General features: G+C 72.2%; 21 protein-coding genes. 12 read left to right on the top strand and 9 right to left on the bottom strand.

The window, feature by feature from the left end:
- Window positions 1-2: 2 nt before the first annotated feature.
- The 9 genes from AB0H12_RS21390 (at window position 3) to AB0H12_RS21430 (ending at window position 7,161) form a co-directional block, all read left to right on the top strand.
- Window positions 3-827, top strand: a complete 825-nt coding sequence (locus AB0H12_RS21390; RefSeq protein WP_499624614.1) for an enoyl-CoA hydratase-related protein — start codon at window positions 3-5, stop codon at window positions 825-827.
- A gap of 15 nt (window positions 828-842) precedes the next feature.
- Window positions 843-1,352: a sigma-70 family RNA polymerase sigma factor gene (locus AB0H12_RS21395; RefSeq protein WP_499624647.1), complete on the top strand. Its 510-nt coding sequence runs from the start codon at window positions 843-845 to the stop codon at window positions 1,350-1,352.
- Window positions 1,349-2,071, top strand: coding sequence for an anti-sigma factor family protein (locus tag AB0H12_RS21400; protein WP_499624615.1), 723 nt, complete (start codon window positions 1,349-1,351; stop codon window positions 2,069-2,071). Before AB0H12_RS21395 ends, AB0H12_RS21400 begins: the two co-directional genes overlap by 4 nt.
- 205 nt (window positions 2,072-2,276) lie before the next feature.
- Complete coding sequence (locus tag AB0H12_RS21405; RefSeq protein ID WP_499624616.1) at window positions 2,277-3,116, top strand: helix-turn-helix domain-containing protein; 840 nt, start codon at window positions 2,277-2,279, stop codon at window positions 3,114-3,116.
- Between the two features lie 59 nt (window positions 3,117-3,175).
- Window positions 3,176-3,784: a phosphatidylinositol phosphate synthase gene (gene pgsA / locus AB0H12_RS21410; RefSeq protein WP_230565608.1), complete on the top strand. Its 609-nt coding sequence runs from the start codon at window positions 3,176-3,178 to the stop codon at window positions 3,782-3,784.
- A gap of 11 nt (window positions 3,785-3,795) precedes the next feature.
- Window positions 3,796-4,728 carry a phosphatidylinositol mannoside acyltransferase gene (locus AB0H12_RS21415; protein WP_499624648.1) on the top strand — a complete coding sequence of 311 codons (933 nt, stop codon included), beginning with the start codon at window positions 3,796-3,798 and terminating at the stop codon, window positions 4,726-4,728.
- The gene (locus AB0H12_RS21420) at window positions 4,725-5,846 is read left to right on the top strand and encodes a glycosyltransferase family 4 protein (RefSeq protein ID WP_499624617.1); all 1,122 of its coding nucleotides are present in this window, start codon (window positions 4,725-4,727) and stop codon (window positions 5,844-5,846) included. The genes AB0H12_RS21415 and AB0H12_RS21420 overlap by 4 nt, the downstream gene beginning before the upstream one ends.
- Window positions 5,843-6,820, top strand: coding sequence for an NUDIX hydrolase (locus AB0H12_RS21425; RefSeq protein ID WP_499624618.1), 978 nt, complete (start codon window positions 5,843-5,845; stop codon window positions 6,818-6,820). Before AB0H12_RS21420 ends, AB0H12_RS21425 begins: the two co-directional genes overlap by 4 nt.
- Window positions 6,817-7,161 (top strand): hypothetical protein, encoded by a 345-nt coding sequence (locus tag AB0H12_RS21430; RefSeq protein WP_498778795.1) that lies wholly within the window; start codon window positions 6,817-6,819, stop codon window positions 7,159-7,161. The genes AB0H12_RS21425 and AB0H12_RS21430 overlap by 4 nt, the downstream gene beginning before the upstream one ends.
- Window positions 7,162-7,646: 485 nt before the next feature.
- Here AB0H12_RS21430 and AB0H12_RS21435 read toward each other — a convergent pair whose 3' ends face one another.
- From AB0H12_RS21435 to AB0H12_RS21460, 6 genes are all read right to left on the bottom strand, one after another.
- The gene (locus tag AB0H12_RS21435) at window positions 7,647-8,021 is read right to left on the bottom strand and encodes a PH domain-containing protein (protein WP_053714859.1); all 375 of its coding nucleotides are present in this window, start codon (window positions 8,019-8,021) and stop codon (window positions 7,647-7,649) included.
- A gap of 17 nt (window positions 8,022-8,038) precedes the next feature.
- Complete coding sequence (locus AB0H12_RS21440; protein ID WP_499624619.1) at window positions 8,039-8,557, bottom strand: DUF4240 domain-containing protein; 519 nt, start codon at window positions 8,555-8,557, stop codon at window positions 8,039-8,041.
- Window positions 8,558-8,657: 100 nt separating this feature from the next.
- The gene (locus tag AB0H12_RS21445) at window positions 8,658-9,650 is read right to left on the bottom strand and encodes a TIGR03842 family LLM class F420-dependent oxidoreductase (protein ID WP_499624620.1); all 993 of its coding nucleotides are present in this window, start codon (window positions 9,648-9,650) and stop codon (window positions 8,658-8,660) included.
- An 8-nt stretch (window positions 9,651-9,658) separates the two neighbouring features.
- Complete coding sequence (gene hydA / locus AB0H12_RS21450) at window positions 9,659-11,044, bottom strand: dihydropyrimidinase (protein ID WP_499624621.1); 1,386 nt, start codon at window positions 11,042-11,044, stop codon at window positions 9,659-9,661.
- Window positions 11,041-11,883 carry a nitrilase-related carbon-nitrogen hydrolase gene (locus tag AB0H12_RS21455; RefSeq protein WP_499624622.1) on the bottom strand — a complete coding sequence of 281 codons (843 nt, stop codon included), beginning with the start codon at window positions 11,881-11,883 and terminating at the stop codon, window positions 11,041-11,043. Before AB0H12_RS21455 ends, hydA begins: the two co-directional genes overlap by 4 nt.
- On the bottom strand, window positions 11,880-13,382 hold the full coding sequence (locus tag AB0H12_RS21460; protein WP_499624623.1) for an NCS1 family nucleobase:cation symporter-1: 1,503 nt from the start codon (window positions 13,380-13,382) through the stop codon (window positions 11,880-11,882). The genes AB0H12_RS21455 and AB0H12_RS21460 overlap by 4 nt, the downstream gene beginning before the upstream one ends.
- 232 nt (window positions 13,383-13,614) lie before the next feature.
- Between AB0H12_RS21460 and AB0H12_RS21465 the strand changes: the two genes are divergently transcribed.
- A complete protein-coding gene (locus tag AB0H12_RS21465) occupies window positions 13,615-14,589 on the top strand; it encodes a LysR family transcriptional regulator (RefSeq protein ID WP_499624624.1) in 975 nt (324 codons plus the stop codon).
- On the opposite strand, the gene AB0H12_RS21470 is transcribed toward AB0H12_RS21465, so the two are convergent.
- On the bottom strand, window positions 14,556-14,924 hold the full coding sequence (locus tag AB0H12_RS21470) for a S26 family signal peptidase (protein WP_499624625.1): 369 nt from the start codon (window positions 14,922-14,924) through the stop codon (window positions 14,556-14,558). The two genes, AB0H12_RS21465 and AB0H12_RS21470, sit on opposite strands and share 34 nt — an antisense overlap.
- 143 nt (window positions 14,925-15,067) lie before the next feature.
- On the opposite strand from AB0H12_RS21470, the gene AB0H12_RS21475 reads away from it, so the two are divergent.
- Window positions 15,068-16,501 carry a S1 family peptidase gene (locus AB0H12_RS21475; RefSeq protein WP_499624626.1) on the top strand — a complete coding sequence of 478 codons (1,434 nt, stop codon included), beginning with the start codon at window positions 15,068-15,070 and terminating at the stop codon, window positions 16,499-16,501.
- Window positions 16,502-16,833: 332 nt separating this feature from the next.
- On the opposite strand, the gene AB0H12_RS21480 is transcribed toward AB0H12_RS21475, so the two are convergent.
- Window positions 16,834-17,412, bottom strand: a complete 579-nt coding sequence (locus AB0H12_RS21480; RefSeq protein ID WP_499624649.1) for a tetratricopeptide repeat protein — start codon at window positions 17,410-17,412, stop codon at window positions 16,834-16,836.
- A gap of 88 nt (window positions 17,413-17,500) precedes the next feature.
- Between AB0H12_RS21480 and AB0H12_RS21485 the strand changes: the two genes are divergently transcribed.
- Complete coding sequence (locus tag AB0H12_RS21485; RefSeq protein ID WP_499624627.1) at window positions 17,501-17,944, top strand: hypothetical protein; 444 nt, start codon at window positions 17,501-17,503, stop codon at window positions 17,942-17,944.
- Here AB0H12_RS21485 and AB0H12_RS21490 read toward each other — a convergent pair.
- Window positions 17,941-19,590, bottom strand: coding sequence for a PucR family transcriptional regulator (locus AB0H12_RS21490; RefSeq protein WP_499624628.1), 1,650 nt, complete (start codon window positions 19,588-19,590; stop codon window positions 17,941-17,943). The two genes, AB0H12_RS21485 and AB0H12_RS21490, sit on opposite strands and share 4 nt — an antisense overlap.
- Between the last annotated feature and the right edge of the window lie 22 nt (window positions 19,591-19,612).

A 19,612-nucleotide genomic window follows, 5' to 3' on the forward strand; every position in this document is an offset into this window, starting at 1 on the left:
TCGTGGACTACTCGACCTTGATCGTCGAAGAACAGGACGGCGTCACGACGGTCACCGTGTCCCGGCCGCGGGCGCGCAACGCGCTGTCCGGCCAGGTCCTGGCCGAACTCGACCACTTCCTGTCCGGCGTCCTCACCGGACCCGCGCCGCGGGGGATCATCCTCAGCGGAGCGCCCGGTCCGGCGTTCATCGCGGGCGCGGACATCCGCGAGATGGCCGCGATGACGCCGGACGAGGGCGCGCGGTTCGGGATGCTCGGCCAACGCGTCACCCGGCTGCTGGAGGAGGCTCCGTGCCCGGTCGTCGCGTGCGTGGACGGCTACGCGCTCGGCGGCGGGTGCGAGATGGTGCTGGCGTGCGACTTCGCCTACGCGACCCGTCGCGCCGTCTTCGGCCAGCCGGAGGTCGTGCTCGGCCTCATCCCGGGCTTCGGCGGCTGCGTCCGGCTCCAACGCCTGGTCGGGCCCGCGGTCGCCCGCGAGCTGATCTACACCGGCAGGCACGTCGACGCGTCGGAGGCGGTGCGGCTCGGGCTCGTCAACGCGGTGTTCGACGACCGCCATGAGATGCTGGCCGCCGCACGCGCGGTGCTCGGACGGGTGGCGGGCAACTCGGCCACGGCGGTGTCGCTGGCCAAGGGCGCGGTGAACGCCGCCAACGGCACGACCGTCGCCGCCGGGCTGGCGCTCGAACTCGAGGCGTTCCGGGAGGCGTTCACCACCGACGACATGCGCGAGGGCACGGCGGCCTTCCTCGCCAAGCGCCGGCCCTCCTTCCCGGGTCCGACCCCGGTGGGCGCGACCCGGGAACCGCTGCTCCACGACTAGCCGAGGAGGTGCGCGATCAACGACAGTCACATCGCCCTGCTGCGCTCCCTCCACGACGAGCACGCGCCCGCCCTGTGGCGGTACGTGCGCCGGCTGACCGGGGACGACGAGCTGTCCCGCGACGTGGTGCAGGAAGCGCTGCTGCGGGCGTGGCGCAACCCCAAGGTGCTCGAACAGGGCGCGACGGCGGCTCGGGCGTGGCTCTACACGGTGGCGCGCAACGTGGTGATCGACGAGCGCCGCAGCGCCCGCGCGCGCTGGGAGATCGGGTCGGAGCGGCTGCCCGAACGGGCGCGCGACGACCACAGCGACTCCGCGCTGGACGCCTGGTTGGTGGCCGACGTGCTCACCCAGTTGACGCCGGAGCACCGCGCGGTGATCGTGCGTGCGTACTACATGGGCCAGTCGGTCGCCGAGCTGGCCGTCGCGCTGGACCTGCCGGAGGGCACCGTGAAGTCCCGGCTGCACTACGGTCTGCGGGCGCTGAGGGTGGCGCTGGAGGAGAAGGGGGTCACCGGACGTTGAGCTCGCCAGTCGATCCGTACCGGGACTGGGGTGCCGCGTACGTCCTCGGTTCGCTGTCGCCCGGCGAACGGCGGGAGTTCGAGGGGCACCTGCCCGGGTGCCCGGAGTGCTCGGGCGACGTCGCGTCCTTCGCGGGCGTGCCCGGCATCCTCTCGGTGGTGCCCCGTGACCGGGCGCTCGACCTGCTGGAGCCCGACGCGGCCACCGACGAGCCGCCGCCCGCGGTGCTCACCGGCCTGCTGGCGGCGGAGCGGTCGCGACGCTGGCGTGCCCGGGTCCTGGTGGCCGCCGCGCTGGTCGTGGCGGCGTTGACGGGGGCGGCGGTCGCGACGGCCCTGCGACCGGCCGCTCCCGTGGCCGCGACCACCGTCCCGGCCACCTCGACCACCGCGCCGACGCCCACGTCCGGCGTCGTGCTGCACCAGACCGTGCCGAGCCCCGTGACGGCCAGCGTGCGGCTGGTGGACGAGCCGTGGGGCACCCGGATCGACGTGCTGTGCTCCTACGCCGTGCCGGACGGGCCGCCGACGCCCGAGTTCGCCTACTCCCTGCACGTGGTCGCGGCCGACGGCACCCCGGTGCTGGTCGCGACCTGGACGGCCGGTCCCGGCTCGACCACCCGGCCGACCGCGACGACCCGGTTGGCCCGGTCCGACATCACCGGCGTCGAGATCAGATTGGTGCAGAACGACCTGGTCCTGCTCCGCGTCTCGTTCTGACCCCTCGTCGCGGCGGCCCGCCGGCCGCCCCGACCACCACCCGCGGGCCCGACCTGCTGCAAGCGCACCTGCACGGCTGGATGCACGTGCGCTCGTCGAAACGGCCGTCGACGTGTCCCAGATCACCCCGGGCGACGGCCGGCGCAACCTCAGACACCTTCCTGGCCGATCGTCAAGAGGGGTGAGCGTCGATACGGTGCGTTGCATGACCGCACCTGAGCGTTCGCGGCTGGCCCGAGAACGGCTCTCGCGCGAGTTACGAAGGCTGCGCACCGAGGCCAAGATGACCGGAACGGCCACGGCGCGCGCTACCGGGATGAGCCAGTCCAAGCTGTCGAAGATCGAGAACGGCATGCTCCTCCCGTCCGTGACCGACGTGGAGCGCCTGGTCGCCGAGCTGTCCGCGACCAGGGAGACCAGGGTCGAGCTGGTGGAGTTGGCCCGTCAGTTGCACGCCGAGGCGGAGACCCGCCGCGTGGTGCTGCACCGGGGCGCGCACCGCCACCAGCAGACCGTGGCCCGGATCGAGGCCCGTGCCACCACCAGCCGCTTCTTCCAGAACGCGGGTGTGCCCGCGCTGCTGCAGAGCGAGAACTACCTCCGGGTCGTGTTGAACTCGACACCGGCGCACGAGCAGGACACCGCGATCGCCACGCTGCGCAGCCGTCGTGCCCGGATGGACGACCTGGGCAAGCGGTTCGTGTTCCTGCTCGCGGAGAGCGCGCTGCGCTGGCGGATGGGGTCGGCGGACCTGATGTGCGATCAGATCGACCACCTCGTGCAGATCGTCCGAAGACCCAATGTGCAGCTCGGCGTGGTGCCGTGGACGGCGGACGCGAACATGGTGGCCCTGCACGGGTTCCAGGTGTACGACGAGCGGGTGGTGACGTTGAGCGTGCTGACCGGCAACGCGACCATCACCGACCCGCACGACGTGCGCGAGTACCTGGCCCTGTTCGGCAGGCTCGAACGGCTGGCGGTGCGCGGCGACGCGCTCGAGGACCTGTTGGAGCAGATCTCCAGGGACCACCGCAAGCTCGGCTGAGCTGGGTGGTTAGGCTGCGCTGACCACTTCGTCCCCGTCGGTAGGTGCCCCGCCACCCCATGCTGAACATCTTCGCCCGCGCGTCCGTTTCGCGCGTCACCGATCCGATCGGTGCGTGGCTGCTGCGTCGCGGCCTCACCCCGAACGCCGTCACGGTGCTGGGCACCGTCGGCTCCGTCGCCGTCTCGCTGTGGTTCATCCCGCGCGGGCAGCTGTTCACGGGCGCGGCGCTGGTCACCGTGTTCGTGCTGTTCGACCTGATCGACGGCGCGATGGCGCGCGCGCAGGGCGGCGGCACGAAGTTCGGCGCCGTGCTGGACGCGAGCTGCGACCGGATCGCCGACGGCGCGCTGTTCGCCGCCATCGCCTGGTGGGCGTTCGGCGCGGGCGAGCACGGCCTGGCCGCGGCGACCCTGGTCTCGCTGGTCGGCGCGCAGGTCACGTCGTACGTGAAGGCGCGCGCCGAGGCGTCCGGGCTCTCCGCGGACGGCGGGCTGGCCGAACGCGCCGAGCGGTTCATCGTGGCGCTGGTCGGCGTCGGCCTGCACGGGCTCGGCGTGCCCTACGTCCTGCCGGTGGCCCTGTACCTGCTGGCCGCGCTGGTGTCGATCACCGTGGTGCAGCGCATCCTGGCCGTGAGCCGCGCCGCGAAGGAGCTCGGGACGTGACCGCTCGCGACATCAAGGGCGCCCTGGTCGACCTGGGCTACGCGGCCGGGTGGCGCCTGGTGCGGCTGCTGCCGGAGAAGGCGGCGCGGGCACTGTCCGACGCGGTCGCCGACCGGGCCGCCAAGCGCGGCGGCGGTGGCGTGCGGCAGCTGCGGTCCAACCTGCGCCGGGTCGTGCCGCGGGCGGGCGAGGCCGAGCTGGACGAGCTGGTGCGGCTCGCGGTGCGCTCCTACGCGCGGTACTGGCGCGAGGCGTTCCGGATGCCGTCGCTGGACCAGCAGGAGCTCTACGCCGAGCTGGACCGGACGATGAGCGGCGTCGAGAACCTGGACGCGGCGCTGGCCGAGGGCCGGGGCGCGGTCATCGCGCTGCCGCACTGCGGCAACTGGGACATGGCGGGCGTCTGGCTGGTCGGGCACTGCGGCACGTTCACCACCGTCGCCGAGCGGCTCAAGCCCGAGTCGCTGTACCGGCGGTTCATCGCGTTCCGGGAGAGCCTGGGCTTCGAGGTCGTGCCGCTGACCGGCGGCGACCGCAACCCGGCGCTCGTGCTCGCCGAACGGCTGCGCGCGAACCAGGTCGTCTGCCTGCTCGCCGACCGCGACCTCACCGCGGGCGGCGTGCCCGTGACGTTCTTCGGCGAGCGCACCATGATGCCCGCCGGTCCCGCGCACCTGGCCGCGACCACCGGCGCGGCGCTGATCCCGGCCGGCCTCTGGTTCACCGAGGACGGTTGGGTCATCCGGCTGCACCCGCCGATCCGGGTCTCCGGCACGGCGGGCGTGCCCGCGGCGACCCAGCAGATGGCCGACGTGTTCGCCGCCGACATCGCCGCGCACCCCACCGACTGGCACATGATGCAGCAGCTGTGGCTGGCCGACCTGCCGGAGAGCCGGCAGAAGGCGCTGCGCCGGGTCCTGGCCCGCCGGGGGGAATCCGCGTGAAGGTCGGCATAGTCTGCCCGTACTCCTTCGAGGTGCCAGGAGGAGTGCAGGCGCACGTGGTCGACCTGGCGCGCGCGCTGCGCGGCCTCGGGCACGAGGTGGAGGTGCTGGCCCCCGCCGACGACGACACGCCGGTGCCGGAATTCGTCACCTCGGCCGGTCGGGCGGTCGCGATCCCGTACAACGGTTCAGTGGCGCGACTGTCGTTCGGACCGGTGTCGTTCACGCGCGTGCGCCGGTGGATCGCCGAGCACGACTTCGACGTGCTGCACCTGCACGAGCCGACCGCGCCGTCGCTGTCGATGCTGGCCCTGATGGTGGCCGACGGCCCGATCGTGGCCACCTTCCACACCTCGACGCCCCGCTCGAAGATGCTGTCGGCGTTCCAGGCGGTGCTGCAGCCGTTCCTGGAGAAGATCACCGCCCGGATCGCGGTGTCCGCGCTGGCCCGCCGCGTGCAGGTGGAGCACCTCGGCGGTGACGCGGTGGAGATCCCCAACGGGGTCGACGTCGGGTTCTTCGCCGACGCGTCGCCCCTGGACGGCTACCCGCGGCCCGGAGGCACGGTCGGGTTCGTCGGCCGGTTCACCGAACCGCGCAAGGGCATGCCGGTGCTGCTGGAGGCGTTCCGCGAGCTCGACGCGCCGGACGTGCGGCTGCTGGTGGTGGGTCGCGGCGACGCCGACGAGCTGCGCAAGCAGGCGGGGCCGGAGCTGGCGTCGCGGATGGTGTTCCTCGGCATGGTGGACGACGAGACGAAAGCGCGCGCGCTGCGCAGCGTGGACGTCTACTGCGCGCCCAACACCGGCGGCGAGAGCTTCGGGGTCATCCTCACCGAGGCGATGTCGGCGGGCGCGGCCGTGCTGGCCAGCGACCTCGACGCGTTCCGGCGCGTGCTCGACGACGGCAAGGCGGGCGTGCTGACCCCGGTCGGCGACCCGTCCGCGCTGGCCCGGGCGTTGCGGGAGCTGCTGACCGACCCCGGACGGCGGGCGGACTACGTGGACGCCGCGCGGCAGCGGGTGATGATGTTCGACTGGTCGGTGGTCGCGAACCAGGTGGTGCGGGTGTACGAGAGCGCCATGGCGGCGGACCCGCGTCGGGTGGGTGAGGCGTGACCAGTTCCGGCGTCGCGACGACGTTCCTGGTGTTGCTGGCGTTGGCCGTGCTGGTCGGGCCGTGGACCCTCGGCACGGCCAACCGGCTCGACCGGCTGCACGTGCGCACGGACGCGGCCTGGGCGGCGCTGGACGCGGCCCTGGCGCGGCGCGCGGTGGTGACGCGAGCGGTGGCGGCGGTGTGCGGCACGCCCGGGCTGCGCGCGGCGGCGGACCGGGCCGAGCAGTCGGCGCGGCCGGACCGGGAGGCGGCGGAGAACCGGCTCTCGGCGTTGCTGGACGCGCTCGACCGGTCGGTCCTGGAGCCCGCGTTGGCGGCCGAGCTGTCCGATGCGGAACAGCGGGTGGTGCTGGCCCGGCGGGTGCACAATGACGCCGTGCGCGACACGTTGGCGTTGCGCCGGCGTCGGTCCGTGCGGTGGTTGCGGCTCGCGGGCACCGCGCCGACGCCGTCGTACTTCGAGATCGCCGAACCCGGCGGCGACGCCGAGGCGTCCACGTTGACCCAGCGCGTGTCGGCGCGGGTCGTGCTGCTGGACGCCGAGGACCGGGTGTTGTTGTTCGAGGGCTTCGACCCGAACCGGCCGGACGAGCTGTTCTGGTTCACCGTGGGCGGTGGGGTCGAGCCGGGGGAGGACGTCCGGACCGCAGCGGTGCGGGAGCTGTTCGAGGAGACCGGCATCGAGGTCTCCGGTGACGAGCTGGTCGGTCCGGTGTGGAAGCGGCACGCCGTGTTCGCCTTCGACGGCTTGAACTACGCGGCGGTCGAGTGGTTCTTCGTCGGAAAGGTGGAGGCGGTCGACGTGGACACCTCGCGGTTCAACGAGATCGAACAGCGGACCATTCGCCGGCACCGGTGGTGGTCGGTGGAGGAACTGGCGTCCACCGACGCCACGGTGTACCCGGCGCAGCTGGCCGAGGTGCTGCCCGACGCGCTGGTCGGGTGGGACGGCACGACCCGTTCGGTCCGATGATCGGGATCTCGAGCCGGATGGACGACGTCGTCGCCTTCTACCGCGCCCTGGAGGAGTCGGACCGGCCCCGCGCGTACTTCGAGTTCGTGGACGTCGAGGGCTGGGTGGACGAAGGCGCGCGTGCGCTCTACGAGACCGTGGAGCACGAGGGCGAGCTGATCGCGATCCGGCAGATCGAGTTACCGTCGGCGGGGGGGATGCACCGCTACTCGTGGCGGCGGATGGAGGACGCGTACGGCGGCCTCACGGACGAGCCGATCGATCCGCACGACGACCCGGTCAAGCCGATACCCCGCGAGGTCTTCGTCGAGCGGTGGAACTCGTTGATGTACGAGGTGTGATCGGCCGTCACGCGGATCGCTTCCCCGTGCCCGTCGGCAGAGGTGATCCGGCCGAGGGATGGGGGACACAGGCGTTGGCCGGTCGTGGTTCTGGTGTGCGCGCTGGCCCCGCTCGGGCTCAACCCGTTGCCGCACAGGCTGATCCGCTCGCCGAGGCGGTGACCGCGCAAGCCGTGGACGAGGGGTCGCGTTCGTCCCGTCGGCGGCACGGTGCAGCACCGGGTCGACCGCGTCCACGCACCCGGAGGGCTCCTGCCGGCAGAGCGTGCCGGGCCAGGACCGACCGCCGGACAGGGCTGCCGGGTGGGAACCCGCCTCCATCCCGCTGACGGACGCCCACCGGTCGACCGTGTCGGTGCCGACCCCGGCCACCGGGGCGCCCGCCGTCGCCGGCTGTGAGCACGACCGGTTCGCGGCGTTCGCCCGGCAGGCCGACGGCTGTGCTTGCCCGGCGGCCTGCGGCCGACGGCCCCGGCCCGGCGCGCCTAGAGGATGAACGTCGCGATCATCTGCCCGAGCAACCGCACGTCGGCGTGGCCCTTGAACTCCAGCCGCACCTGACCCAGGCCGCTGAACCACAGGTCGAGCTCGGCGTCCATGTCGAACGTGCCCGCCGTCTCGATGGAGAACGCCTGCACCCGGCTGTAGGGCAGCGACGTGAAGTCCTTCTTGCGGCCGGTCATGCCCTGGACGTTCACCGCGATCACGCGCTTGTTGGTGAACACCACGAAGTCCCGCACCGTCTTGAAGCTCGACACGATCTGCTCGCCCTGGATCAGGATCGGCGACACCTGCGACGCGATGTCCTCCGGCCGGCACGGCGCCAGCTTGAAGACGGACTGCTTCTCGAAGTCGATCACGGCTTCCACGGTACCGGTTACCGGGGCCACCCCGCCGGGTTCGAGCACGATTCCCGGGTGATCCCCGACCCCGTCCCGGGGTAGTCCCCGAACCGGTCCGCGTGCGCGTGCGCGAAGAAGTAGCAGAACGCCTCACCCTCGGCGTCGCCGATCGCCACCCGGGGGTCGCGGGCCACGGCCTCGTAGAACTCCTGCCCCATGGCGACGATGAAGCCGCGCGCGTACAGGAAGCCGTCGTCCGAGCCATCGGTGACCTCGTGCACGTCGGCCCGGTCGATGTCGTGCAGCTTGCGCTCGGCCACCCGGTCCAGCGCGATCAACTCCTCGGCGGACAGCCCGGCGCACGCGCCGGTCAACGCCTCCAGCACCTGGTCGAGGTGCTCCTCCAGCTCGGCGGCTTCCTCGAAGGCGTCGACGGACACGTCGCGCTTGGCCAACGCGCGCCGCACCTCGTTCGGCCCGGGCCCCAGCGCGGCCCACGCGTTCTCCAGCATCGCCCAGAAACGGGCCTCTTCGGCAGCGGTCGGAAGGATCATGCGGCGACGCTAGCAACGCGGTCCGACAGTTCCCGGCTCTGCGACACCTGATCGGGGTGGCGGGCCGCACCGTCCCCGGTCCGGCCGCGCCACCCGCACGTCACACCCGGCCGATCACCCCGTCGCCGTAGGACGCGAGCGTCTTGTCCTTGTCGTCGTGCATCAGGTACAGCGCGAAGTTGTCCACGCCGATCTCCCTCAGCTCCTGCAACCGGTCCACGTGCGCCGACACCGGACCGAGCAGGCAGAACCGGTCCACGATCGAGTCCGGCACGAAGTCGGTCGACCGGTTGCCCGCCTTGCCGTGGTGGGCGTAGTCGTAACCCTCGCGGTCCTTGATGTAGTCGGTCAACGCGGTGGGCACCGCGCCCGAATCGCCGTACCGCGCGACCAGGTCGGCCACGTGGTTGCCGACCATCCCGCCGAACCAGCGCAGCTGGTCGCGCTGGTGCGGCAGGTCCGTGCCGACGTACGCGGGCGCGGCCACGCACATCGTGATCGCCGACGGGTCGCGGCCCGCGGCCACGGCCGCTTCACGCACCGTCCCGATCGTCCACCGCGCGATGTCCACGTCCGCGGTCTGCAGGATGAACCCGTCGGCCTGCTCGCCGACCATCCTCAACGCGCGGGGTCCGTACGCGGCCATCCACATCTCCAGCTTGCCGTCGCGCACCCACGGGATGCGCACCGGCGTGCCGTGGTACTCGGTCTCCCGGCCCTCGGCCAGGTCCTTGATCACGGTCATGGCCCGGCCCAGCGTGGCCAGCGACGCGGGCTGCTGCCCGATCACCCGGCGCGCCGAGTCGCCGCGCCCGATGCCGCACACCGTGCGGTTGCCGAACATGTCGTTCAACGTCGCGAACAGCGACGCCGTCACCGACCAGTCCCGCGTGCTCGGGTTGGTCACCATCGGGCCGACGACCAGCTCCTTCGTCGCCGCCAGCACCTGCGAGTAGATGACGAACGGCTCCTGCCATAGCACGACCGAGTCGAACGTCCAGCCGTACTGGAAGCCGTTGTCCTCGGCGGCCTTCAGGCCGGCCACCACGTCCCGCGCGGGCGGGTCGGTCTGGAGCACTACCCCGAAGTCCACGTGCCCCCCTACACCAGGTACTGGTTCAGCTCGCGGGACAGGAACTTCCCGTGCCCGGCCGCGCCGTGGAAACCGCCTGCGTCCACGACCACCCGGCCGCGGGAGAGCACCGTGTCGACCTTGCCGGTGATCTCCATGCCCTCGTACGCCGAGTAGTCCACGTTCATGTGGTGCGTGGCCGCCGAGATGACCTGCCGCGCCGACGGGTCGTACACCACGACGTCGGCGTCCGCGCCGGGCGCGATGACACCCTTGCGCGGGTGCAGGCCGAACATCCGGGCCGGCGTGGTGGAGCAGATCTCCACCCACCGCGCCAGGCTGATCTCGCCCGCCACCACGCCCTGGTGCAGCAGGTCCATCCGGTGCTCGACACCCGGCATCCCGTTGGGGATCTTCGAGAAGTCGCCGCGCCCGAGCTCCTTCTGGTCCTTGAAGCAGAACGGGCAGTGGTCGGTCGACACCACCGACAGGTCGTTGGTGCGCAGGCCGCGCCACAGCTCCGACTGGTGCTCCTTGGGTCGCAGCGGGGGAGAGGCGACGTACTTCGAGCCCTCGAAGTCCGGCTTGGCCAGGTCCTCCAGCGACAGGTACAGGTACTGCGGGCACGTCTCGGCGAACACGTTCTGCCCGGTGTCGCGCGCCTTCGTCACCGCGTCCAGCGCCTGCGCGGCGGACAGGTGCACGATGTAGAGCGGCGAGCCGGTGACCTTGGCGAGCGTGATGGCGCGCGAGGTGGCCTCGCCCTCCAGCTCGGCTGGCCGGGTCAGACCGTGCTCGACGGGGTCCGTGCGGCCCTGCGCGAGCGCTTGCGCGACCAGCTGGTCGATCGCGATGCCGTTCTCCGCGTGCATCATGATCGTCGCGCCGGTCTCGCGGGCCTTCTGCATGGCGCGCAGGATCTCGCCGTCGGTGGCGTAGAAGACGCCGGGGTAGGCCATGAACATCTTGAACGTGTTCACGCCCGCGTCGATGCAGGACTCCATCTCCTTCAACGACGTGTCGGTGACATCGGAGACGATCATGTGGAACCCGTAGTCGACCGCGCACCGGCCGTCCGCCTTGCCGTGCCACTTGTCCAGCGTGGACAGCAGCGAGGAGCCCTTGGGCTGCACGGCGAAGTCGATGATCGTGGTGGTGCCGCCCCACGCCGCCGCGATCGTGCCGGTCTCGAACGTGTCGGCGGAGAACGTGCCGCCGAACGGCATCTCCATGTGGGTGTGCCCGTCGATGCCGCCGGGGATCACGTACTTGCCCGCGGCGTCGATCGTCTCGTCCGCCTGCGCGGGGAAGCCGGGCGCGAGCAGCGCGGCGATCTTCTCGCCGTCCACCAGCACGTCGGCCTCGAACGCGCCGGTGGCGTTCACCACCGTGCCGCCCTTGATGAGGATGCTCACGGCCGCACCAGCCCTTCGTAGGTGTCGGGACGCCGGTCGCGGTAGAACGCCCACAGGTTGCGGACCTCGGCCAGCAGGTCCATGTCCAGGTCGCGGACCACGACCTCCTCGTCGGTGTCGGAGGCCGCCTCGCCCACGAGCTGCCCGCGCGGGTCGGCGAAGTACGACTGGCCGTAGAACTCGTTGTCGCCCAACGGCTCCACGCCCACCCGGTTGATCGTGCCCACGTAGTACTCGTTGGCCACGGCCGCCGCGGTCTGCTCCAGCCGCCACAGGTACTCGGACAGGCCGCGGCTGGTCGCCGAGGGGTTGAACACGATCTGCGCGCCGTTCAGCCCGAGCGCCCGCCAGCCTTCGGGGAAGTGCCGCTCGTAGCAGATGTAGACGCCGACCTTGCCCACCGCGGTGTCGAACACCGGGTAGCCGAGGTTGCCCGGCTTGAAGTAGAACTTCTCCCAGAACCCCTTGACCTGCGGGATGTGGTTCTTGCGGTGCTTGCCGAGGTACGTGCCGTCCGCGTCGATCACCGCGGCGGTGTTGTAGTAGATCCCCGGCTGCTCCTCCTCGTACATCGGCACGACGAGCACCACGCCCAGCTGCCCCGCCAGCTCGCACATCAGGTCGGTGGTCGGGCCGTCGGGGATGCCCTCGGTGTAGGAGTAGTAGTCCGCGTCCTGCACCTGGCAGAAGTACGGCCCGTAGAACAACTCCTGCAGGCACACCACCTGCGCGCCCTGCGACGCGGCGGAGCGGACCGCCTCGACCGCGTTCGCGATCATCGACTCCTTGTCGCCGGTCCACTTCTGCTGCACCAGACCTGCTCGGATGACGTTGCTCACGCGTTCTCCCTCCGTGGCGCCAGCGCCAGGTAGGCGAGCATGCCGCCGACCAGGCCGACGACCCAGTTGTAGTCGTAGAGCGGTTTGAGGAACGGGATCAGGCCGTCGACCGGGAACGGCCCGCCGTGCGCGCCGCCGACCGCCAGCACCGAGCCGATCACCGTGGCCGCCACCGCCCGCCAGTTCCAGCCCGCCGTGAACCAGTACGCGCCCCGACCGGCCAGGTACAGGTCCGGCAGCTCCAGCCGCGTCTTCGCCAGCACCCAGTAGCCGGCCACGAACACGCCCGCCACCGACGCGAGCAGGCCGCCGTAGAAGCCGAGCCAGGTGAAGATGTAGATGTTCGGGTCGGAGATCAGCCGCCACGGCTGGATCACGATGCCGATCACGCCGGTGATCAGGCCGCCCACCGCGAACGTGATCTTCTTCGGGAACGCGTTGGAGAAGTCGTAGGACGGGCTCACCACGTTCGCCGCGAGGTTCGCCGAGACCGTCGCCAGCACCAGCGCCACCAAGGCCACCAGCACCACCGCCGTGCTGTCGAGCCGGCTCGCCAGCTCCGCCGGGTCCCAGATCGCCTCGCCGTACAGGGCCATCGCGCCCGACGTGGTCAGGATGGCCACGATCGCGATGAACGACATCGTGGTCGGCAGGCCCAGGACCTGGCCGAGCACCTGCTTGCGCTGGCTGCCGCCGAACCGGGTGAAGTCCGGCATGTTCAGCGACAGCGTCGACCAGAACGCGATCATGCCCATCAGCGACGGGAAGAACACCTTCCAGAAGTCGACGCCCCAGCCCAGCTTGGACGGCTCCGACAGGATCGGGCCGAACCCGCCCGCCTTCACCGCCACGTAGCCGAGCAGGACCAGGAAACCCACGCTGACCAGCGGCGCGGTCCAGTTCTCGAACCGGCGGATCGCCTCCATGCCGCGCCAGATGATCAGCATCTGCAGCACCCAGAACGCCAGGAAGCACAGCCACAGCGTCCACACCTGGCCCAGCACGACCGGCGCGTGCACCCACCCGTCGCCCGCCAACCGGCCCACGATCACGTGCAGCGCCTTGCCGCCGACCCACGTCTGGATGCCGAACCACGCGCACGCGATGAACGCGCGCAGCAACGCCACCAGGTTCGCGCCGCGGATGCCGTAGAACGCGCGGGCGAACACCGGGAACGGGATGCCGTACTTCGTGCCCGCGTGGCTGTTGAGCAGCATCGGGACCAGCACGATCAGGTTGCCCAGGGTGATGGTCAGGAACGCCTGCACCCAGTCCATCCCCAACGCCACCAGGGACGCGGCCAGCGTGTAGCTGGGGATGTTGTGCGCCATGCCCATCCACAGCGCGAAGAAGTTGTACGTGGACCAGGTGCGCCGCTCCAGCGGCACCGGCGCCAGGTCGGAGTTGTAGTGCGGGCTGTCCGCGATCGCGGAATGATCACGCAGCTCGACGCGGCCGTCGGGATCGGCTGTGACCTGGGTTGCGGAGTCAAGGGCCATCGGTCACTTCCCTGTTACGCTCGTGAAACACCCTTCGTGCGGGCGGTTCGGCGCGATTTCCATCCCGGCATCCTCCGGTCGGCCCGCGCGCGTGGGCAGTGGCAAAGTGTCCACGCTTCCCATGATCAGGGCACACTCTGTCCATTGCCACTCAAGCCGCTGGTCCGGGCCGGTGCGCGTGGTCCCGGCCGGCCCTCGACTGGCGGGTGAGCGGTGTCCTAACGTCCGTCGGATGAAGCTCGAACTGCGGCACCTGCGGGTCGTCTGCGCGATCGCGGACGCGGGCAGCCTGTCGAAGGCGTCCTCCCTCTTAGGCCTGGCGCAACCCGCCCTCACGGCCCAACTGCACCGGATCGAAGGTCTGCTCGGCGGCAAGCTGTTCGAGCGCGACCACAAGGGCGCCCGGCCGACCGTGCTCGGCGAACTCGTGCTGGAACGGGCGCGCGTGCTGCTGCCCGCGTTCTCCCGGTTGCAGGAGGACGCGACGCGCCTGCTGGACGACACCACGCCCGGCGACCGGTACCGGGTCGGCGCGGTGAACGGCCCGATGCTCGGCGGGCTGGTGCCCCGGCTCACCGAGGCGCACCCCGGCGCCCACGTCTCCACGCAGGTGTCGTGGTCCGGACGGGAGCTGTCCGCCATGGTCGCCGCGGGCAGGCTGGACTACGTGCTGGTCGGCGTGTGCGGCGACGCGCCGCCGCCGTCGGAGCACGGGCTGACCTGGCACGTGATCGCGGTCGACCCGGTGTTCGTGCTGATGCCCGAGGACCACCCGTTCACCGTGGTGGAGGAGGTGGAGCTGGGCGCGCTGAAGGACGTGCAGTGGGCCGTGACGCCGGGCGACGGGTGCTTCGGCGACTGCTTCGTGGCCGCGTGCAGCCGGGCCGGCTTCACCCCGCGCACCATGTACGAGGTCGACATCAACAGCTGCATCGACCTGGCCTCGTCCGGCGACGCCGTCGCGCTGTGCCAGCCCACGTTCCGCCGCACGCCCGGCCTGGTCGCGATGCCGTTGGCGGGCGCGCCGCTGCGCTGGCGGCACCTGATCGGCTGGGACCCGGAAGGACCGGCCGCCGCGTTCGGCCCGCAGGTGCTCCGCTACGCCGCCGAGGCCTACCGGGAGACCGCCGAGCGCAACCCGCGCTACGCGGGTTGGTTGCCGGGGCACCCGGACTACGGCGCGGTGCCGCCCCGGGCGTTGGTCTGACCTCGCAGCTTGCCCTCGGTGTTCGGCCGCCGCACGCCCTCGACCTCGACGCACAGCCCGAACACCCGGTGCCGGCCGGTCCAGCCGTTGACCCGGCCGCGGTTGTTGCCGATCTGCACCCGGTCGCCCTGCAGCGCGGTGACCAGGTGCAGGTAGGTCGTGCCCGAGACCCGGACCAGCACGATGTCGCCGACCTCCAGCTTCGCCGGGTCGACCGGCGCGACCACCACCAGGTCGCGGCTGCGCACCAGCGGCGCCATGGACGACCCGGTCGGCCGGAACCGCACCGTCGCACCCTCGGCGACCCTTGCCGCCATCGCGTCCAACGCCCCCATGCTCCAAGTGTCCCGACGGGCGCCGGCGGTTTTCGCCCCGTTCGGCCATCACTGCGTCTTATGACCTAAGTGGTATTACCGCGAGCGGACCGGCGGACCTACTTTCACGGGGAATCCCTGCCCTCCTTCGAGGAGAATTCCCCATGTCAGCACTGTTGAGACCGATCGCGCTCGCCGCGGCGCTCGTCGCGGCGGGGATCCTGACCCCCGCCGCCGCGCAGGCCGCGCCGGCCGGCCAGGACGCCGAGGTCCTGTCCGCCATCCAGCGAGACCTCGGCCTGGACGCCGACCAGGCGCGTGCCCGGCTGGCCGCCGACGAGCGCTCCGCCGACACCGCGCGCGGCCTGCGCAAGCGGTTGGACGGCCGGTTCGGCGGGGCGTGGATCGATTCGTCCGGCACGCTCACCGTCGGCGTGACCCGCGCGTCCGACGCGGACCAGGGCGGCGTGCGGACGAAGCTCGTCCAGCGCAGCGAGGCCGACCTGGACGCGGTGAAGTCCGCGCTGGACGCGAACGCGGCGCGTGTGCCGAAGTCCGTGCCCGGCTGGTACGTCGACCTGCCCACCAACACCGTCGTGGTCAAGTCGCACCCCGGCGGCCTCGCCGCCGCACGCGCGTTCGTCGCGTCGTCCGGCGTCAGCGCGTCGGCCGTCCGGTACGCCGCCACCACCGAAGCCCCGCGCCCGCTGATCGACGTGATCGGCGGCAACGCCTACACCATCGGCAGCGGCACCCGCTGCTCGGTCGGCTTCTCCGTCAACGGCGGGTTCGTCACCGCCGGGCACTGCGGCTCCACCGGCGCGTCGACGTCCAACCCGAGCGGCACGTTCCGCGGGTCGAGCTTCCCCGGCAACGACTACGCGTGGGTGCAGGTCGCGGCGGGCAACACCCCGCGCGGCCTGGTCAACAACTACTCCGGCGGCACGGTGCCGGTGGCGGGCTCGCAGGACGCGCCGGTCGGCTCGACCGTGTGCCGTTCCGGGTCGACCACGGGCTGGCACTGCGGCACCATCCAGGCCCGCAACTCCTCGGTGACCTACCCGCAGGGCACGGTGACCGGCCTGATCCAGACCACCGTGTGCGCGGAGCCGGGCGACTCGGGCGGCTCGCTGCTGGCCGGCACGCAGGCGCAGGGCGTCACGTCCGGCGGTTCGGGCAACTGCCGCACCGGCGGCACCACCTACTTCCAGCCGGTCAACGAGATCCTCCAGGTCTACGGCCTGACGCTGGTCACCAACGGCGGCGGCGACCCCGACCCGCCGACGGGCTGCCAGAACTCGGAGACCACCTACAACGGCTCCCTGGCCGCGGGCGGTCAGGCCTACCAGCCGAACAACAGCTACTACCAGTCCACGGCGTCGGGCGCGCACGTCGGCTGCCTGGCCGGCCCGAGCGGCGCCGACTTCGACCTCTACCTGCAGAAGTGGAACGGCAGCTCGTGGGCGGTGGTCGCCAAGGGCGACAGCCCCGCCGCCGGCGAGACGGTCGACTACCACGGCACACCCGGCTACTACCGCTACCGCGTGCACGCGTACAGCGGCTCGGGCAGCTACACGCTCGGGGTCACGAACCCCTAGCCCGGGGGGAGAAGCCGCCGCGGGACCGTGTCGCCGTCAACGTCTCCCCGACACGGTCCCGCGCGGCCCACGATCCGCCATCGGGGGCGGGCGGCCCCGCGGTTCCGGTACCCCGACCCCGGACCCGCGGGGCTCACCAACGCCCGCGCACCGAACCCGCCTCCGGGCGGCCGATCCGGGTGAACAGCTCCCACGACTCGAACCAGGCGCGACGGGCGCCGCCGTGCCGTCCGAGCGCCATGAGCGAGTCGCCGAGGCGGTGGTGGACGCGCCCAACCCCTCGGTGGCGTCCGAGTGGCTGATCCGGTCGCCGGAGCCGGCCATCATGTCGATCACCTGGTGGGAGCGGTCGCGCGCTTCGTCGAGCTCGCCCACGCCGAACGAGCGCGACCGAGCTGGACGCGGGCGTGCGCGTCCTCGATCGCGCCGCGGCGCTCGTGCGCCAGGCTGATCGCCTCGTGCGCGTGCGCCCGCCTGGTGTCCCCGGCAGGAATCGTCAACGCCCGGTCCAGGACCTCGACCGCCTCCTGGTACCGCCCGCTGAGCGTGTACACCCGGCCGAGCACGCACAGCGTCAGCGCCTCGATCCCACGGTCGCCCGACGCGCGGGCCGCCGCCAACGCGTCGAGCTGGGTGGCTTCCCAGTCGCGCCACCTGCCGCTGCGCCCGAAGTACGACGACGAGGCCCGCGGCAGCCGCCACGGGTGACCGGTGAAGCCTCGCGGACGGCGAGGTCCACCGCCGCCGGCAGGTTGCCGTGCTCGGCGGTGAACCAGGCGGGTGGTGCGGGGTGGACGTGCACGCCGCCGCGTTGCACGACCGGACCGTGCACCGGTCCGACCACCCCGTTGAGTAACTCGTCCACGCAGCCAGTGCGCCTCGATCGGGTGAGTGTGGACACGGAGCGTCAGTCACCTGATCGAGGAGTCAAGGGCGGGGGTGCTTCCGGTCGATGCGGAAGGGGTCAACTTGCAGGTCCCCAACCAGGTTAGGAAAATCGTGTCCGGATACCGCACGCGCGGACTCCTGCGTGCCGCCGCCCTGCTCGCCGTTGGTGCCTCCCCGCTCCTCGCGTCCGCCGCCTCCGCGGCGGAGGGACCCACCGAGATCGTCGACGGCACGATCGGCAAGATCGGCAACGCCCCCGAGGTCGGTCTCGACGCGACCAGGCCCGTCACCGACCTGCTCAGCGGCCAGGCCGTGAAGCTGCCCGCGCCGCTGCCCGGCGGCACGTCGGACGTCACGGCGCCCAAAGTGGCCGCACCGGCCGCGTTGAAGGCGCCCGTCGCGCCCGAGCTGCCGTTCGTGGGCGACGTCCTCACGCCGCAGGACCGCGCCCTGCCCGAACTGCCTGAGCTGCCGGTGAAGCCGCCGATCTCGGGCCCGGCCCAAACGCCCGACCTGGCCGGCGAGCTCGCCAAGCTGCCGGTGCCGCTGGGCTAGGCCGCGGAGGTGGGCGGGCGGGGTAGCTGAGGATCCCGCTCGCCCACCTCCTGCACCAACAGCGCCACGTACAGCGAGAGCACGGACTCCGGGTCCTCCAGGGACACCCCGAGCACCTGCTCGATCCGGCTCAACTGCTGGTAGTACGCAGTGCGCGAGAGGTGCGCGGCGGCTGCTGCGGCGGACTTGTTGCCGCCGTGCTCGCAGAAGCACCGCAGCAGCTCCACCAGCCGGGTGCCCTGGTTGGCGTCGCGCGACAGCAGCGTCCCCAGCTCACGGTCCGCGAACGCGACCACCCGCTCGTCCTCGCGCAGCAGGTGCAGCAACCCGCGCAGCCGCACGTCGTCCAGCCGGTGGTAGAGCCTGGTCCCCGGCGACCGCAGCGCCGCACCCGCCACGTGCGCCGCCTCGCCCAACGACCGCCGCACGTCCGGCACCGCGGTCACGGTCGTGCCGACGGCCACCACCACGGGCAACGCGTGCTGCGTCGCCGCCGCCCGCCGGTGCACCTCCCGGGCCAACCGCCGCAGCACCCCGTCCAACCCCGCCTGCGGCGGCAACGACAGCAACGCCCGCACGCTCGTGTCGTCCACGACGCCGACCAGCGCGGGCACGGTCACCCGCCGAGCCGCCAACGCCGTCGCCTCGGCCAGGTCCCGCAGCACCTCCTGCGACGCCAACGCCTGCGCGGGCACGCTCGCCGTGCCCGGCCGGATCGCGACCCCGACGAGCTGCCGCCGCTCCAGCGGCACGCCGAGCGCCGCCGCCCGCGCCGGCAGGTCGGCCGGCGGCTGCCCGAGGAGCTGGGTGAGCAGCGTCCGGTGCGTCTGCCGCTCCAACGACTCCCGGTCCCGCGCCACCAGCCGGTGCACGGCCAACGCCGACGCGGCGCGTTCGGCCACCACGACGTGCCGGTGCGGCGGCTGCTCGGGCGTCAGCAGCACCAGTCGGCCCCAGTCCGCGCCACGCGCGCCGACCACGGTCACCAGCCACCCGGCCTGCTCGTGGTACGCGGTCCGCTCGGACACGGCCACCGCACGTGACCGCTGGCCCCAGTCGGCCAGCAGCGCGGTCGGGTCCTGACCGGCCGCGTCGTAGGCCAGCACCTCGTGCCCCAACGTCTCCAGCACCACCGGCAGCCCGGCCGTCCGGGCCACCTCCCGCAGCACCTCGGCGGGCTCGGCGCCGGCCACGGTCAGCGCGGTGAACGCCTCGTGCACCTGCTCGGCCGCCCGCAGCTCGGTCAGCTGCGCGTCCACGATCAGCGACACCACGGCCTCGGTCACCGACACGAACCGGGTCTCCCGCGCCAACGTGACCAGCGGCAGCTCGTGCTGCTCGGCGGCGGCGACCAACGCGCCCGGCACCTCGTCGCTCCACCGCCGCACCAGCTCGACGACCAGCCCGGACGCGCCGACCGACGCGAGGTCGGCGACGTAGCGGCGCAGCCCGTCCGGGTCGTCGGGCAACGCGATGCCGGTGGTGAGCACCAGCTCGCCGCCGCGCAGCAGGTGCGCGATGTCGGCCACCTCGGCGACGTGCACCCACCGCACCCGGCGGCCCATCCCGGCCGCGCCCGCGACCACGGCGGGCTCGCCGCGCCGGACCACGGGCAGGGCCAGCGCTTCGGCGACCGTGGGGTACATGGACACAACGTAATCCGCCGGG

It is taken from the genome of Actinosynnema sp. NPDC023794, assembly GCF_040639675.1.
GTDB classification, from domain to species: domain Bacteria; phylum Actinomycetota; class Actinomycetes; order Mycobacteriales; family Pseudonocardiaceae; genus Actinosynnema; species Actinosynnema luteola.